Source organism: Streptococcus hillyeri, from assembly GCF_041081565.1.
GTDB classification, from domain to species: Bacteria; Bacillota; Bacilli; order Lactobacillales; family Streptococcaceae; genus Streptococcus; species Streptococcus hillyeri.
The window spans coordinates 601,495-616,723 of record NZ_CP163513.1 but is presented as its reverse complement, the minus strand read 5'-3'; the positions used below and the strand labels follow the sequence as shown (position 1 = coordinate 616,723).

Sequence of the window (15,229 nt, the reverse complement as noted above, 5' to 3'; positions counted from 1 at the left end):
CTGGTTGTTAGAGGTTTTATCAGATTAACTTCCACTTTAACAGACGGTGGAAGTTAGTTTGGGAATTTAGCTTTGAAAATCATTTATTGAAAAAGTTTTGAAAATATCAAAAATCCAAATTTTTAGGTGTTTTGTGAGTTTTTACTCAAAAATATTTTTTCATCGCATTTAACGGCTAGCTTTTCTTGTTGTTTTAAGATGTCTATAAAACTGTTCAACTCTTTTAGTTTGACTTTCCTTTCGTGTAAGGCTAGTTGTTTATCACTATATACTTGTTGTAGTTCGTGGTAGTTTTCAACCAGTTCATCATACTTTTTTCTGATAAGCACTTTGGTTTTGTGCGACTTTCGCATTCTGACTGACTAACCGTTCTACTTCTTTCGCTTTTAAGTTCTACTTGTACCATATCAAATGTGGCTTTAGTAATAATCTCTTCATGGTTGTTTTCAATATAGTATTGTGGCAATTCACCTTGGTTTATTTTTCTTGTTTTCGTTAGGAAGTCTACTGTATATGACTTTTGTAGTAAGGCATCACCTTTATACTTCTCATTACTTAAGATGCTTTTTTAGTTTGGTAGATCCAGACCTTTTTACCTGCTGGTGTTGGCACACCTCTATCTGTTAATAGCTTTGCAATACTGTTCGGATTTTCTCCTTTTAAAAACAATCCGAAGATGTATCTGACAATCCGTGTTTCTTCCTTATCAATTTCAAATCCACCTTGTTCTGCTTCTTTAAAGTCTAAGACATGCGAATAACTAAGAACCTGTCCGTCTGTAGCCATTTTCCGCTTACTCCATGTGATGTTCTCTGAAATGGAACGTGATTCTTCTTGGGCCAGCGAACTCATGATTGTAATCAATAATTCTCCCTTTGAGTCAAGTGCCCATATATTCTCTTTTTCAAGGTATATCTCCACAGCAAGTTCTTTCAACTTATTACTTGAGTTGCTTCTTCACATTTAAGTATACAAATCAAGCCTTGGAAACTGCTTATTCCAAGGCTTAATTTGTGTTTTATTGTATCAATTTCCTTATTCCAATTTCAGTCACCACCATTTTGATTGCCATAAAAAACTCCTTTTGAGTATTATATCAAAAATGGTGACTGAAACAAAAAACTACCTCATATTGAAGTAGTTCCTATCGCTTATTTCACTTTTTCTTCTTTGTAGTCGCATTCTTCATGGCTACATGTGACTTGTTTGCCACCGCCACGAACTTTCTTTTCGACTAAATAGTGACCCGATTTTGGACAGGCGCGACCAACTGGCATATCCCAAGAAGTAAATTCACACTCTGGATAACGATCACAGCCGTAGAAAATACGATTCCGCTTCGTTTTACGTTCGATGATTTGACCTTGATCACAAGTTGGACAGGTCACACCAATTTCTTTTGTAATGGCCTTCGTATTGTGACAGTCTGGGAAGTTGCTACAAGCGTAAAACTTACCAAAACGCCCTAACTTGATAACCATTGGATGACCACAGAGGTCACAGTCAAAGCCAGCAGGTTCATCCTTAATCTGAATTTTTTCAATTTCGGTCTCTGCTTTTTCCAATTCCTTAACAAAAGGTTGGTAGAAGGCATCAATCACTTTTTGCCACTCTTCTTTACCAATTTCAACTTCATCAAGTTTACCTTCCATTTCTGCCGTGAACTTGACATCCACAATATCTGGGAAAAACTTGATAATGAGAGAATTGACAATTTCACCAAGCTCCGTTGGTTCAAAGCGCTTAGCTGCTAATTTGACATAGTAACGGCGCTGAATCACATCAAGTGTTGGAGCATAAGTTGATGGACGTCCCACACCATTTTCCTCCAGGGTCTTGATAAGGGTCGCCTCTGAGTAACGCGCTGGTGGTTGGGTAAAATGTTGTTCTGGTGTTGTTAAGACTTTTTTAACCGTATCACCTGCCGCCATTTCTGGAAGCATTTTATTTCTGTCAGAATCATTATAAACAGCCATGTAACCATCAAATTTGACCTGACTACCATTAGCTACAAACATGACACCGACACCATTTTGTGACAGTTCCACTTTCATGGTATCAAAGACCGCAGCTGTCATCTGACTTGCCACAAAACGGTTCCAAATCAAGGTATAAAGTTTGAGTTGGTCCTTGTCCAAATACTTGGCAATGCTTTCAGGTGTCTGATGGACATTTGACGGACGAATAGCCTCATGGGCATCTTGAGCTCCCGTACTATTTTTCACACGGTTGCCATGCTTCGAATACTTATCACCGAAACGTTCTCTGATGTACGCTGCCGCTTGACCTTGAGCAATAGGGCTAATACGAGTTGAATCTGTACGCATGTAGGTAATAAGCCCCTGCTGACCAGAACCAAGATTAATTCCCTCGTACAATTGCTGCGCAACCATCATGGTTTTACGGGTACGGAAATTAATTTTATTAGTTGCGTCTTGTTGCATTGATGATGTGGTGTAAGGAAGCGGAGCATTTCTGCGACGCTCTTTCTTCTCCACCTTATCAACAAGGAAATCATCACCTTTTAAGCGTGATAGCACCGCTTTAACATCGTCATTATTGGCTAATTTTAGCTTTTTACCGTTCACTCCATAGAAGGACGCTTCAAATTTCTTAGTTCCCTTTTTAAAGGCACCGTCAATGGTCCAGTATTCTTCTGGTTTGAAGACCTTGATTTCATTTTCACGGTCAATGATGAGCTTTAGGGCAACAGACTGCACGCGCCCTGCTGACAAACCTTTTTTAACCTTTTTCCACAGAAGAGGTGAAATAGAGTAACCAACGATACGGTCAAGAACGCGACGCCCTTGTTGCGAATTGACCAAATCCATATCAATTTGACGAGGTTCAACAAAGGCATTTTTAACCGCATCCTTTGTGATTTCATTGAAAACCACGCGGTTTTTATCTGTCAAATCCAAGTCCAAAATGTGGGCTAAGTGCCAAGAAATCGCTTCTCCCTCACGGTCCGGGTCACTCGCGAGGTAAACTTGCTTGGCGCCTTTGGCTTCCTTCTTCAAGGACTTGATCAAGTCTCCTTTACCACGGATATTGATATACTCAGGTTCATAATTATTGTCAAAATCAATAGACATAGATGATTTTTTCAAATCACGAATATGCCCCACAGAAGCGACTACCTTATAGTTGCGCCCCAGATACTTTTCAATCGTTTTAGCTTTAGCTGGAGACTCAACGATAACGAGGTTTTTTGTCGCCTTGCTAGCTTTCTTTTTTGTTGCTTTCTTTGTTTTACTAACTGTTGCAGTTGCCATAGATTTTCCTTTGTTTTCTCTACTAAATCTATAGCATGATAACCTAGTTTTTTAATCCTGTCAATAGAAAACTTCTCCTATAGGAAAAAGTCAATTTCTAAACACACTCAGAAATGATGTCAAAACCTGTTGTGACGCACTTTGCGCCTTCTTGAATTAAATGATGACAGTCATCTGATTTTCCATCCAAAATGTTACCTGGAACCGCAAAAATATCACGTCCTTCTTCCATAGCTCGTTCGCAAGTAATCAAACTTCCCGAACGCATTTTTGCTTCCACCACGATAATCCCACGTGATAAGCCAGCTATAATCCGATTGCGTTCTGGAAAATGGAATTTCTTTGGTGCTTGACCGACCTCATATTCTGTTAGCACCAGCTGATTTCTAGCCATGTAATCCTGTAATTTACTATTTTCCTTAGGATAGTAGATATCCAAACCACAGCCGATAACTGCAATCGTCGCTCCGCCATTTTTCAAAGCAGCTACATGAGCACTAGTGTCAATCCCACGCGCCAGACCAGAGACAATCACAAAACGGTTCCCCATTTCCTTGATCAGCTTATCTACGGACTGAGTACCAACTTCTGAGCACTTCCTGGAACCAACGACACCTAATTTTTCCTTATTCAAAAGGTCTAAGTTTCCTTGGTAAAATAGCAGAGCAGGGGGATTGTAGATGTTTCTCAGCTCCAGAGGGTACTCCTTATCCAATATAGAAAGACTAGGAAAACGGTTGAACTCTTCACGTAGTTCCTTGCTGTTAAGATTTTTAAAGGTTTCGATAAATAGAACAGGATTTTTACATTGAGAAACCACTGCCATATCACGTAAAGATAGAGATTTTCCAACACGCTTTTGATAGTCTAGGATATTTAAAATATTAAGATTGGTTAACCCAGCTTTTCGTAGTTTATATAGGTCAAAATTGTTCATGCCTTACCTCCACTTGATTATTCGCAAAAATCAAAAAAAGTTGAGCACCAACTCAACTTTCTAAGTATTTAATAATTTTAGCGGGATTACCAGCAATGACCACATTATCACCAAAAGACTTGGTCACAACGGCTCCTGCACCAACAACAACGTTATCACCAAGAGTCACTCCAGGCAAGATGGTCACGCCACCACCTAACCAGGCATTATCGCCAATGGTAATCGGTGCGCCATATTCTAGACCTGAGACACGTTCCTTGGCATCCAAGGGATGGAGGGGCGTCAAGAGCTGACAGTTGGGACCAAACATGGCATTGTCACCAATCCTAATCTCACAGACGTCCAAAAAGGTCTGATTGAAGTTAGCGTAGAAATTCTCACCAAGGTAGATGTTATTGCCATAGTCACAGACAAATCGCGGTTCAATCAGCAAGTTTTCACCTGTTCCTCCAAACCATGATTTGACCAGCGCTTTGCGCTTCTCCCTGTCGTCTTCGCCATTAAACAAGCGCATGTTCTCTCTAGCTTTTAAGCGCATGGCAACTAGTTCTGCATCCCCTGCATCATAGAGTTGCCCAGCTAGCATCTTGTCACGTTCCGTCATCCTAGTCTCCAATCATACTCTTAATCGGCTCAAAGGTCTTACGGTGAATCGGGGTAATCCCTAATGTTTTCAGTCCTTTTAAGTGATCTGCTGTGCCATAACCAGCATTTTTAGCAAAGGCATAGCCAGGAAACTTCTCATCATAATCTGCCATCATATCATCACGCGTCACCTTTGCAACAATAGAAGCTGCGGCGATTGATAACGAATTGGCGTCCCCTTTAATAATAGACTGCTGCGGCAAATGAACATCCAAAGTCATGGCATCAATCAACAGTCCCTGTGGTTTGATTGATAGGTTTTCAAGGGCCTCTATCATGGCTAACTTGGTCGCCTCATAGATATTGACCTCATCAATGACCTGACTATCCTTTATTCCAATACCGACTGCTAAAGCCTCTGCCATGACGGCATCATAAATGGCACGATGTTTACTCTTTGGAATTTTCTTACTGTCATTTAATCCTTGGATTTTACAACCTTTCGGCAAAATAACCGCTGCTGCGACAACCGGACCAGCTAAGGGGCCTCTGCCCACCTCATCAATACCTGCGATGAGCTCAATACCTTCGGCGTACCAGTCCTTTTCGTAGCGCAGCATATGTTCCAAACGCAAGTCCTCATCAATCTGTGCTTGAATAGCTTTGCGCCGTTGTTTAATCGCTGTCTGCACTCCTGAACGGGTATCCTTGGCAAAGTCTTCCCAGCGACTGTCCTCAAGATGTGTTATCTCTTTGAGGGCTTCCTTAATTTCCTTAATCGTTGCCATCTAAATCACTGACCTTATCTAGCGTGTAAAGACCGAGCTTGCCATCACGAACTTCTTTGACAAATAATTGGTAGAAGCGGTCATAATCGTCTCGGAAACCTAGTTTTTGTGTCATTGACATAATGATTTCAGGCGCTTCATCGTCAAGGTCAATTCCCTTAAAGCGCTCTTGCAACCGCTCTGGGTAATTTTCCTTGAAATAGTTAAGTCCAAAAATGGTCACTTCATCCATAGGCAATAATTGGTCCTTGATAGCTCCTGTTAAAGCTAATTTAAGCCCAACTAACTGGTCTTCGAATTTTGGCCACAAAATACCAGGTGTGTCTAAGATTTCCAAATCTTTATTCGATTTCAACCACTGTTGTCCCTTCGTAACCCCTGGTTTATTGCCAACAACAGCAATTTTTTTCCCTGCTAAGCGGTTCATTAGCGTTGATTTTCCAGCATTTGGAATACCGATAATCATGGTGCGTAGGGTTTCTTTTTGAATGCCCCGTTCACGCAACTTAGCAATCTTATCTGCCATCAAATCTTGAGCAGCCTTGGTCACTTTTTTGACCGTTGATTGCTCCTTAGAATTGATTAATAAGGTCTTAATCCCTTGTTTTTCATAGTAGCTCTGCCATTCTTTAATCAAAGCCATGTCAGCTAAATCAGCCTTGTTCAAAATGAGCAGACGAGGTTTGTCTCCTACAATCTTTGTCAACATGGGATTTTGACTGGATAGCGGAAGCCTTGCATCCACCAAAATCGTCACGAAATCCACGTGCTTTAAGTTTTCTTGAACCTGTCTCCGAGCTTTTGACATGTGCCCTGGAAACCATTGAATAGTAGCCATCGTTATCATCCTTTCATCTCAGGGAATTAGACCTTCCAAATTCCGTCTTCCTCAGATTATCCTGTGATAACAATCATATGAGATAACCTGAATTCTCTCTTTACCTTTATTAATCTTTACTAACAAACATCCCTTATTATACCATTTGAGGTTAACAATTGACAACACATCATATGAAAACGCACGACAAACGCATGAAACCTTCTATTTCCATTTTGCAAGTGTTGAAAGTTTTTTGCCCTAAAACAATTGTTTTAAATACTTGTCAAAGGACAGACTTAGGGCATATTTCTTACGACGCAGACTCATCTTCTTTCCAAAATCTAACTGTTTTAATACCGCTAAACAGAATTTATCCATGACATTTAAATTAAATGCGAGTTGTTTATTCAAAGTCTTATTGGCATCTTCACGAAAAACAACATCTAGTAGCCAGTGCATGCTCTCTATCTGCCAATGCCCCCTTACATAATCACACAACTCTTTAGCGCTAACCTGACAACTTAAAATAAAGTAGCGGGTTTCTTCGCTCTCTTGACCATTCTTTGTTATCTGAATACGCGCCCGTCCAATGCTTTGGATATGTCCCCAATCAGGATGCTCTTGACGTATCCACTCTGTATCAGTAATGACTTCATACTGTCTCAATTCAATCTGACCGTGCGCTTTCTCAAGCGTTTCATAGCTATCGTCAAAATTCTGAGAGAGTTCAAAATAGGGACGAATATCTTCTAGAAGGCTCTTTTGATTCTCTTTGACTGCTAGACAATAATCTGCTTTCTTCATGATAATCTTATCCGCAATAGCCTTTTGTGTGCCCATAGCGTCAATACTAATATGCACCCTTTTACTGAAATCATGTCTAATAATCGTGGAATCGCTGTAATCTCATTGCTTTTTTCATCAGTCGCTACCTGACCATACGAAATCCCTAAATCTGTCGCATAGGCTGAGACAATATGTAGGGCTTTTTGAGTTTGACTGGCATTACCACGGATAGTCTTCCCGTCAATGGCTACTAAACGTTTTGAAAGTTGTGGTAAGGTTTTAGCTGATGAGTCACATGCTTCAAGAAGAGAAGTCCATATCTGTGTGAGTTCTACAAGAACTTGTGAATCTAAGGTCGCAAAAACACGTTGTAGAGTGTCATGAGAGGGAATGCCATTTTCTAATTTGAGAACGGTGCGTAAGGATTTCTCATAGGCAATACCAAACTCCTCTATCTCATCCCAGTGTTCTGCGCCTGATAAGCGAGCAAAGAAGATGAGAAGAACGATATCTGACAATAAGTGTTTGACTTTCCATGGCTCACGATCATCTCTCACAGTAACCAAGAAATTTAAAAGGTCTTCCATAACAAAATCCTCCACTTTTATTATAGCGAAGGATTTTGAATTCATCCATGAAAGTCTTTTCTGTAAGCCATATTTTCTTCATGCGTTTGTCGTGGTCCATCTCCTAACTTCAAAAATTGATAACTACCCTTGTTTTGAATTAAAATTAGAACACCGATGAATCATTTTGATAAACGATAGTCTTGTAAACTACTCTATACTTTGTCGTATTCCATTTTAATACTTAACAAACACCAAAAATTACTTTTTTGTTTCTTTCTTAAAAGTGCGGACGCTCAAAAGGTTCGGGGAACCTTTTGAGGTGGGAAATAGAGTTGACAAAGTCAACATCAAAACCTTCTATGGAGTTTCATTGCTACTTTTTGAGCCTAGGTCTCAAAAAGCCCGTTCTTATCAAGAGTAAAAGAATACCACTATAGCGAAAGAAACGTTTTAACCTCACTTCGTTCGGTAGTCTATCAATAATATTAGAAGTTCTAAAATGCTAATTTTGATTTTGGATGAGTATAAATCTACTATAAAAAATAAAATGTCTATGACAAAAACACTCCCAATGATGAGAGTGTTTCAAAGACTATTTAAACCAAGAGGGCTTCACATTACCCACCCAAGTAAGCCTTACGGACTTCGTCTGATTCGAGGAGCTCTTTACCTGTTCCTGAAAGAACAACTTTTCCAGTTTCGAGTACGTAGCCACGATCTGCAATTGAGAGAGCCTTATTGGCATTTTGTTCAATCAGAAGAACTGTTGTTCCTTGTTTTTGAATATCTTGGATGATATCAAAAATTTCTTGGATGAAAATTGGCGCCAACCCCATTGATGGTTCGTCCAAAAGGAGTAATTTAGGTTGGCTCATAAGCGCACGTCCCATTGCCAACATCTGCTGCTCACCACCTGAAAGAGTCGCTGCATCTTGATTTTTACGCTCTTCTAACCGAGGGAATCTTGCAAAAACTTTTTTCAAGTTGGTGGCATTTTCATCCTTATTGTTTTTCAAAAAGGCACCCATTTCAAGGTTTTCCATAACTGTCAAACCTGCGAAAACATGTCTTCCTTCTGGTACTTGTGCCAAACCATCTGCGACGATTTTTCGTGCTGGAACTTTTGTGATATCATTCCCTAGATAAAGAATTTCTCCAGAACTAGGTTTGACAAGTCCTGAAATGGTGCGAAGAATAGAGGTTTTCCCAGCTCCGTTTGCTCCGATTAAGGTAACAACTTCTCCTTCATTAACCTCAAAAGAGACATTTTTGACTGCTTCAATAGCACCATAGCTAACTGAGAGGTTTTTTACTTCTAACATTGCCATTAAATCTCACCTCCAAGATACGCTTCAATAACACGTTTATTATTTTTGATTTCTTCCGGTGTTCCGTGAGCAATCAAGCGACCGTATTCTAACACATAAATGCGCTCTGTGACTTCCATAACCAAGCTCATGTCATGCTCAATCAGAATAATCGTAATTCCAAAATCTTCTTTGATTTGACGAATAAGAGCTGTCAATTCAGCTGTTTCTTGTGGATTCATCCCAGCAGCTGGTTCATCAAGGAAGAGGATTTTAGGTTCAGTTGCAAGCGCACGCACAATTTCCAAACGACGTTGTTGACCGTAAGGAAGATTTTTAGCAAGCGTATCTGCATCCTGCTCCAAATTAAAGATTTTCAAAAGGGCTAAGGCCTTTTCTTTCAACTCTTCCTCATGTGCATAATATTTTGGTAAGCGTAGAAATGACGCCAAGATGTGTGGTCTGTGGTGGTTATTAAAACCGATCAACACATTTTCTAAAACCGTCATATTCTTAAAGAGACGAATGTTTTGGAAGGTACGAGACAAGCCGAGCGACGCAATTTTGTAAGGTGTTTTACCATTAAGAAGAGTGCCGTCAAGCGTCACCGTTCCTTCAGACGGCTCATAAACACCTGTTAAAAGGTTGAAAAGGGTTGTTTTACCAGCACCGTTTGGACCGATAAGTCCAACTAATTCTCCCTCGTGAAGTTCCATTGTCACATCACCAACAGCTGTCAAACCACCAAAGTTTTTGGTTAAATTTTTAACGTCAAGAAGTGCCATACTTATTTGCCCTCCTTAGATTTTGTAAAGAATTTTGATAGCATTAATTCCTTTGTACCAAGTAAACCACCTGGTCGGAAAACCATCACTAAAATCAAGGCTAGTGAGTAGATAATCATGCGAATATCCGCAAAAGATGCCAAGTACATATTGAGAATACCTAGGACAACCGCAGCTAAAATAGTACCTGTGATCGAACCAATACCACCTAAAACAGCAATAATCAGATATTCAATAGATTTCATCAAGGCAAAATCTTTTGGAACGATTGTTCCGATATAACCGACATAAAGTGATCCTGCAATGGCTGACATCATCGCTGCAATCATGAAGACCATCACTTTAATTTTAGTGGTGTTAACCCCCATTGACTCCGCAGCAATCTCATCTTCACGCACAGAAATCACACTGCGTCCAATTGGACTTCTTAAAAAGTTTAATACCAACACAGTCAATAATACTACGAAGATGAAAACAACCGGCCATGTCGTATAGCGAAGAATTCCTGACATCCCTGCTGCGCCATTTGTCCAAGTACCACCGTTAACAATCGCAATACGGATAATCTCGGCAACACCAAGTGTCGCAATGGCTAAATAGTCCCCCTTCAAACGAAGAGTTGGCAGACCAACGACCAAGGCAATGACCGCTGCCACAAGGGCACCAACCAACATCGAAATGTAAAATCCTGCATAAGTTGGCATGGTCTTTGTTAAAATAGCTGTCGCATAGGCACCGATTGCCATGAAACCTGCTTGACCAAGTGAAAATTGACCAGAAAACCCAAGAACCAAGTTCGTTCCGAGTGCCATAATCATGGAAATGCCAATCCCCATCAAAATCTGAACGTAGTAAAGACCGATCAAACCACTGCTAACAAGTACAGATAAAATCCCATAAATGGCTACAACAAGAGCAAGCCAAGCTAGAATAGGTTTTATATTTTTCTTCATGCTTACACCTTCTCTTTCACATTTTTACCAAGAATACCTGCTGGACGAACCAAAAGAATTAGTATCAAGATGATATAAACAACAGCATCCTTATAAGTTGAAATGTCAAAAACATATGTAAATGTTTCTAAAATACCGATAACAAGGCCTCCTAGAGCCGCACCAGGAATAATACCAATACCACCAAGTACCGCTGCTACGAAAGACTTAATCCCAGGCGCCATCCCCATAAGAGGTTCGATTGAATTATAATAAAGTCCAATCAAGACACCAGCTGCACCCGCAAGTGCTGAACCAATGGCAAAGGTAAAACTAATTGTTGTGTTCACATTAATTCCCATGAGCTGAGCTGCATCGCTATCAACAGATACGGCACGCATCGCTTTACCCATTTTGGTCTTTTTAACGATAAATTGTAGACCTACCATCAAGGCTAGTGAGGTCACTAAAATGATGATTTGATGACTATCAATCGTAAAGAGCCCCAGATCATAACGAACTTTTTCGATAACCTGCGGAAAGGCACGTTTTTGACTACCAACAAAGTATTGCATCCCATATTCCAATAGGAAAGACACACCAATCGCTGTAATCAGCGCAGCAATTTTCGTGGAATGACGTAAAGGACGATAAGCTAAGAATTCAATCAGCATCCCAATGCAGGCTGTCATCATCATTGTCACAACCAGAGCGACAAAGAAATTGAGGTGAAAAACATTAATGAGGTAATAGCCGATAAAGGCACCCAGCATATAAATGTCACCGTGAGCAAAGTTAATCAACTTTAAAATCCCATAAACCATGGTGTAACCCAAGGCTAGAAGCGCATAGACACTTCCTAGAATTAAACCATTGACCAATTGTTGGATCATATGTTTACCAATCTTTCTATAAAAATAACAATATCTGGGAAGGCAAACTGCTCCCCAGATTTATATTAAGTACATTACTGTCATTCGCTAGGAGACCAAGACTTGGCACTCCTTGAATGATAGTCTCTTATTTTGCTTCGACAACTGTTGAAGATGTTTCTTTACCGTCAGTTAAACCAATCATAACTGCTGATTTCACTGGGTTATGTTTTTCGTCAATCGTCATCTTACCAGTAACACCTTCGAAGTCTTTAACTTTTGCAAGATTTGCAGCGATATCCTTAGATGTTTTAGCATCTTCAGCTGCTTCTACGGCTAAGTAAACTGCATCATAAGCAAGGGCTGCAAACATTGATGGTGCTTCACCATATTTTGCTTCGTATGCTTTGGCAAAAGCTGCCGCTTTATCAGAAGATTTAGCAGAGAAACCTGAGATGTAGAACACGTTGTCAACGTTGTCAGCACCAGCCAATTCAATCATACGGCTATCAGCAAAACCATCTGAACTTACGATTGTCTTATCAATGCCCATTTCACGCGCTTGCTTGATGATTGAACCAGCTTCTTCGTAGTATCCAGGCATAACGATAACTTCATAATCTGCTGCTTTAATCTTTGAAAGGGCTGCTTGGAAGTCAGTGTCTTTAGCTGCAAACATTTCTTCGATAACAATGTTGCCTTTGTAATTTTCTTTAAAGACATCTGCGATACCTTTAGAATAGTCCGAAGAATTGTCATAGTAAAGAACAACTTTCTTAGCTTTTAACGTGTTTGTCACATAATTAGACAAAACAGCACCTTGATAGCTATCAATAAAGGTTGTACGGAAAACAAACTCATTGACTTTGCCACCTGCACCTTCAGTTAGTGAATCTTGAGTACCTGATGGTGTAATCAATGGAACACCTGCAGAAGTTGCGTTTGGAACTGCCGCTGCAGTCGCACCTGATGTTGCAGGACCAATCATCACATTAACTTTTTCTTCAGTTGCTAATTTTGTCGCTACTGTAGCTGCTTCAGCATTATCAGATTTGTTATCTTGTGAGACAACTTCTAATTTCTTACCAGCTGCTTTTAATTCCTCAACAGCAAGGTCAGCCGCATTTTTTTCTGCTGAGCCGTAAGCTGCGGTATTACCTGACAATTCGAAGTTAAATCCAATTTTCAAAGTGTCACCAACCTCAGTACCTGCCCCAGCAGAACCAGATGCAGATGGCGCAGCACCACAGGCTGCAAGAACGGCTGCACTAGCAAAGGCAAGCATACCGACTGTAAATTTTTTCTTCATGAGTAGACCCCTTAATCTTTTCTTAAATTTAATACTTTACAAGTATACTGAATTATCTGAAAATTTGCAACGTTTTAAAGCCAATTTTTTTCACTTTTTAATCTTTTTCTGTTCTGAAAAGGTTTCCAACAAAATTATGGTCAATTTCGTGTAAATGAGATGGCAAGACACGCTTCACAAATTTTTGTTTTTCAATTACTGGAGTAAGCTCATTAACGTCTTCTGCATTGATATAAAGTAAGACATAACGCATTTTTTTAGAATGGTAAAATGTTTCACCAAACTTATTTAATTTACGAGCGTCACGATTGTAATAAAGATACACCGCTAAACTCACGCGTTCCTGTTTTTCAAACATGATTATTCCTTTCAATTTTATCAGATGAGACACTGGCATGGCTGACTCTAGCATCAAAACAACAATTTTACAACTACCGTTTCTTAAGACATGCCAAAATTATTTTTAGTCTCTAATGTGCATTAACAATTATAGCCTATTTATTTTACCATAATTTCATGTTCTTAAACAGCAAAAAAAGTAAGACAACTGAGTGTGGCGTTGACTTTGTCAGCACTATTTCTTACCTAAAAAGATTCCCCAGTTCTTTTGCCCCCCTACTCTAGACGTCGGATAAGCACCAATAAAAATTTTACTAGATAAAATCTAAGTCATATATCCATAGCCAATTACCTGCGTAATAAAATAAGAAAACCTACACGTTCATTTACTTAAAATGATTATGTAGACCTTTTTCATCACAGATACAAAACACCCGCCAAGCCCATTGTTAGGGGAATGGTCACGATTGAGAGCGTTGTTGTCAGAAGTACTAGGCGTGAGCCATACTCGTAATCACCACCGTAGACTTGACTTAGAAGGGCTGTATTCATAGCTGCTGGGGCTGTTGAAGCAATACTGAGCGCCAACCTCACGTCCTGCTCTGCTATTGGCAAAAGCCAAATCAGTAAGATACTAAGTGCTGACGTCCCGAGCAAACGCCAAAAGGCAGTTTGATAAGCTGGTGGGTAAAGGAAAATTTTTCGAGGGCTTGCCTTATAAAAATAAGACCCTAAAACTAAGGTTGAAAGAGGGGTGTTGAGTGTCGCAAATGAATCGACTGCATTGGTGACAACCTGAGGTAAAGCCATGGGTAACATAAAAAAGAAAATCCCAATCACAGTTCCAATCGTCGCAGGGTTAATGAAAAGCGAACGAAGATTGATGACCGATTTATCCCCAGAAATCAAATAAATGCCATACGTCCACTGGGTCAACTGGTTTGCAATGACAAAAGCTGAGATGTAAAAAACAGCCTCCTTACCGCCTACCGCTAGAGCCAACGGTGTTCCCATAAAGCCAACATTGGCAAAATTGATCGCGTACTTATCCATATTTCGCTCAGCTGGATAAAGAAAGTGCACAAGGACAAGCCGTGTTCCCAAAATCAAAAAGGCTGCCAAAACACTAAGTCCAAGATTGCTCAGCTTTTCCCAAGAAAATTCTGCTGCGATAAAAGAGGAGACAAATAAGCTAGGTGCCACAAACTTGGTTAACAGTTTTGACAGTTGAAGTGTCACCTCTTTGGTAAAAATCCCTTGTTGCGCAAACAGCAACCCCATTCCCGTCAAAAGAAATAGAACTAATAATTTTTCAAAAACCAAAAACGAAATTGCCACTACGCCACTCCCTCAAACGTCATGGAAACGGTCACGTTTTCTCTTAAAAGTTGCTTAACACGGCAGTGACGATTAGCATAGTCTCTCAAAGCTTCTTGGTCTGTTTCGGATAAAAGCTGGGCTGGGAGCTGAATGTTCAACTCAAATTTGCCATCGTCATAAGAAGCTAGTGTTTCCATCTTAAAACGCTCTAAACCATGCATCCTCTTATAGTAACCTTGCACGCACATGGTCACACAGGAGGATAAGGCAATAACCAACAAACTCATCGGCGTTTCCCCCTCGTCAATCACCCCAAAGGTTTCAACTGGCTCACCATAACCAGATGATAAGGCATGGTAAAGACGGTCTCCTGTAATTTTTGTTTGATACATGGCAACTCTCCTCTACAGATTTTTTCTTGACTTGATTTGGCATTGTTATTATACTTAGGGTACTAGTTGTTTTTCATTATCCTATTGGAATTTTTCCATATATGCGATTTTATCGCACCAATCGTTCGAATAAATATACTCATAGGAGTTTCCTACGACAGATATTACTCACGGACTTCGCAATGAATAAAGGTTAACTAGCTACCACTATTA

13 protein-coding genes and 2 pseudogenes are annotated in these 15,229 nt (G+C 40.0%); all 15 read right to left on the bottom strand.

Translation table 11 applies throughout. The features are described from left to right. Nucleotides 1-370 precede the first annotated feature (370 nt). Nucleotides 371-950, bottom strand: a pseudogene (locus AB6M99_RS03065) (recombinase family protein); the annotation flags it as partial. Between the two features lie 201 nt (nt 951-1,151). Then, a complete protein-coding gene (gene topA, locus AB6M99_RS03060) occupies nt 1,152-3,275 on the bottom strand; it encodes a type I DNA topoisomerase (protein ID WP_369351080.1) in 2,124 nt (707 codons plus the stop codon). 97 nt (nt 3,276-3,372) lie between these two features. After that, complete coding sequence (dprA, locus tag AB6M99_RS03055) at nt 3,373-4,212, bottom strand: DNA-processing protein DprA (RefSeq protein WP_121834971.1); 840 nt, start codon at nt 4,210-4,212, stop codon at nt 3,373-3,375. A 52-nt stretch (nt 4,213-4,264) separates the two neighbouring features. Next, nucleotides 4,265-4,816 (bottom strand): sugar O-acetyltransferase, encoded by a 552-nt coding sequence (locus AB6M99_RS03050; protein WP_121834970.1) that lies wholly within the window; start codon nt 4,814-4,816, stop codon nt 4,265-4,267. Between the two features lies 1 nt (nt 4,817). After that, a complete protein-coding gene (locus tag AB6M99_RS03045) occupies nt 4,818-5,585 on the bottom strand; it encodes a ribonuclease HII (RefSeq protein WP_121834969.1) in 768 nt (255 codons plus the stop codon). Further along, complete coding sequence (gene ylqF / locus AB6M99_RS03040) at nt 5,572-6,423, bottom strand: ribosome biogenesis GTPase YlqF (protein WP_121834968.1); 852 nt, start codon at nt 6,421-6,423, stop codon at nt 5,572-5,574. Before ylqF ends, AB6M99_RS03045 begins: the two co-directional genes overlap by 14 nt. A gap of 240 nt (nt 6,424-6,663) precedes the next feature. Continuing rightward, nucleotides 6,664-7,823, bottom strand: a pseudogene (locus AB6M99_RS03035) (ISAs1 family transposase). Nucleotides 7,824-8,377: 554 nt separating this feature from the next. Beyond that, nucleotides 8,378-9,088 carry an ABC transporter ATP-binding protein gene (locus AB6M99_RS03030; protein ID WP_121834967.1) on the bottom strand — a complete coding sequence of 237 codons (711 nt, stop codon included), beginning with the start codon at nt 9,086-9,088 and terminating at the stop codon, nt 8,378-8,380. Further along, the gene (locus AB6M99_RS03025; protein ID WP_121834966.1) at nt 9,088-9,852 is read right to left on the bottom strand and encodes an ABC transporter ATP-binding protein; all 765 of its coding nucleotides are present in this window, start codon (nt 9,850-9,852) and stop codon (nt 9,088-9,090) included. Before AB6M99_RS03025 ends, AB6M99_RS03030 begins: the two co-directional genes overlap by 1 nt. Before the next feature lie 2 nt (nt 9,853-9,854). Beyond that, nucleotides 9,855-10,805: a branched-chain amino acid ABC transporter permease gene (locus AB6M99_RS03020; RefSeq protein ID WP_121834965.1), complete on the bottom strand. Its 951-nt coding sequence runs from the start codon at nt 10,803-10,805 to the stop codon at nt 9,855-9,857. A gap of 2 nt (nt 10,806-10,807) precedes the next feature. Beyond that, entirely contained in the window at nt 10,808-11,677 is an 870-nt protein-coding gene (locus tag AB6M99_RS03015) for a branched-chain amino acid ABC transporter permease (RefSeq protein ID WP_121834964.1), read from the bottom strand. A 127-nt stretch (nt 11,678-11,804) separates the two neighbouring features. Further along, complete coding sequence (locus AB6M99_RS03010; protein WP_121834963.1) at nt 11,805-12,965, bottom strand: ABC transporter substrate-binding protein; 1,161 nt, start codon at nt 12,963-12,965, stop codon at nt 11,805-11,807. Nucleotides 12,966-13,062: 97 nt separating this feature from the next. Further along, on the bottom strand, nt 13,063-13,323 hold the full coding sequence (locus tag AB6M99_RS03005; RefSeq protein ID WP_121834962.1) for a DUF2129 domain-containing protein: 261 nt from the start codon (nt 13,321-13,323) through the stop codon (nt 13,063-13,065). Nucleotides 13,324-13,721: 398 nt separating this feature from the next. Continuing rightward, nucleotides 13,722-14,642: an AEC family transporter gene (locus AB6M99_RS03000; protein WP_121834961.1), complete on the bottom strand. Its 921-nt coding sequence runs from the start codon at nt 14,640-14,642 to the stop codon at nt 13,722-13,724. Then, entirely contained in the window at nt 14,642-15,016 is a 375-nt protein-coding gene (locus tag AB6M99_RS02995) for an OsmC family protein (protein WP_121834960.1), read from the bottom strand. Before AB6M99_RS02995 ends, AB6M99_RS03000 begins: the two co-directional genes overlap by 1 nt. Between the last annotated feature and the right edge of the window lie 213 nt (nt 15,017-15,229).

Bases quoted from the DNA above. Each gene is read 5' to 3' on its own strand.
- AB6M99_RS03025 (WP_121834966.1), bottom strand. From the start codon at position 9,852: ATGGCACTTCTTGACGTTAAAAATTTAACCAAAAACTTTGGTGGTTTG.
- AB6M99_RS03050 (WP_121834970.1), bottom strand. From the start codon at position 4,816: ATGACGGAACGTGACAAGATGCTAGCTGGGCAACTCTATGATGCAGGG.
- ylqF (WP_121834968.1), bottom strand. From the start codon at position 6,423: ATGGCTACTATTCAATGGTTTCCAGGGCACATGTCAAAAGCTCGGAGA.
- AB6M99_RS03015 (WP_121834964.1), bottom strand. From the start codon at position 11,677: ATGATCCAACAATTGGTCAATGGTTTAATTCTAGGAAGTGTCTATGCG.
- topA (WP_369351080.1), bottom strand. From the start codon at position 3,275: ATGGCAACTGCAACAGTTAGTAAAACAAAGAAAGCAACAAAAAAGAAA.
- AB6M99_RS03020 (WP_121834965.1), bottom strand. From the start codon at position 10,805: ATGAAGAAAAATATAAAACCTATTCTAGCTTGGCTTGCTCTTGTTGTA.
- AB6M99_RS02995 (WP_121834960.1), bottom strand. From the start codon at position 15,016: ATGTATCAAACAAAAATTACAGGAGACCGTCTTTACCATGCCTTATCA.
- AB6M99_RS03010 (WP_121834963.1), bottom strand. From the start codon at position 12,965: ATGAAGAAAAAATTTACAGTCGGTATGCTTGCCTTTGCTAGTGCAGCC.
- AB6M99_RS03005 (WP_121834962.1), bottom strand. From the start codon at position 13,323: ATGTTTGAAAAACAGGAACGCGTGAGTTTAGCGGTGTATCTTTATTAC.
- dprA (WP_121834971.1), bottom strand. From the start codon at position 4,212: ATGAACAATTTTGACCTATATAAACTACGAAAAGCTGGGTTAACCAAT.
- AB6M99_RS03030 (WP_121834967.1), bottom strand. From the start codon at position 9,088: ATGGCAATGTTAGAAGTAAAAAACCTCTCAGTTAGCTATGGTGCTATT.
- AB6M99_RS03045 (WP_121834969.1), bottom strand. From the start codon at position 5,585: ATGGCAACGATTAAGGAAATTAAGGAAGCCCTCAAAGAGATAACACAT.